Annotated in this window: 1 protein-coding gene; it reads left to right on the top strand. The window is 61.1% G+C overall.

Annotation, left to right across the window (positions count from 1 at the left end):
• Positions 1-403: 403 nt before the first annotated feature.
• Complete coding sequence (locus ACWD1Z_RS37800; protein WP_451125482.1) at positions 404-874, top strand: hypothetical protein; 471 nt, start codon at positions 404-406, stop codon at positions 872-874.
• Positions 875-1,084: the final 210 nt, after the last annotated feature.

Here is a 1,084-nt window from a genome sequence, read left to right as displayed (position 1 = left end):
GGAGCGCAAGAAAGCCCTCTTCAGGAAAGGCGCTGACCTTTCGCGCGGCCACAGGTCGGCTGACGCCGACGGTGGATTGGGGGGAATGGGTGAGGCCACAGGGGTGATGAAGCAGATGTTGACGCCTGAAATCCGAGGAACCTTGTTGGTTGCATTCTGCCGCACTCGACCTCCCACACGGCCTTGCCCGGAGCAGATGACGATGCTGATCGTCTTTTGTAAGGGTGATCGGTTCGAGGGAAATGGTGGGAATTCACGGCGAGGGTGCTGGGCGCGCAAGTACGCCGGCGCGACCCAGAGCACGCTGTGGGGAGGCGGATTGCGCCGCCGCTGCACAAGGTAATCGAAACATCACATGAGTCATTGGATGCCGGGACATGCCTGCCGACCGGAGTGAGATCCCATGAGAATCCCGATTGCCTCCTTAAGCGCCGCAGTTGTCGACTCGGGCGGCCTCTACCACATCGTCAACTGCCATACCGGAAAAGCCAAAGCGTTGAACAGGCTGGCGCTGACCGGGTCGCTGCGCCTCCTCACGCCCATGGTGGCCTTCTCCGACTGCTGTGCCATGAGGAAGTGCTGGGATACCGAGTGCGTCACTGATGACGGCGCCCATGCGTTTGACATGCTACGAGACTTCCATGCCCGCTTCGGTGTCGAGGTGATCCAACCATCCGCAGAATTCGCCCTGGCTGCAGGAAAGCTGTACGAACACTGCATCGCCCAGCACGTCATGGGATCCGAGGTGCTGAGCTCCTGTCACGCGGCGCTATTGGCCGAACGCGAAGGCCTTCCGCTTGTCTCCGTGAATGAGACGCGCTACTGCTACGTGCCGATTGCCGTTATGGATTCCGTGCAGGTCCACTTCGTCTAAAATGTCCTGAGTCCCACGGTCACCCGGAGACCGGATGCTGACCGGGGTGGACGGCTGGTGGGCCTCAGGGGCCTGGGACTCTGATCGATAGAGAGAGCCCGGAGGCCGGTTGTCCTGTCGATTTCCCATCCCGGGCCGGGCTCCGGAGGGGCTTACCGTCTGTGTGTTCTCGTACCCGAACGAAAGGTTGTCTGATGTCCCACACGCAAG

This window comes from Streptomyces sp. NPDC002784 (assembly GCF_053592135.1).
This window is presented reverse-complemented; position numbering and strand designations above follow the sequence as displayed.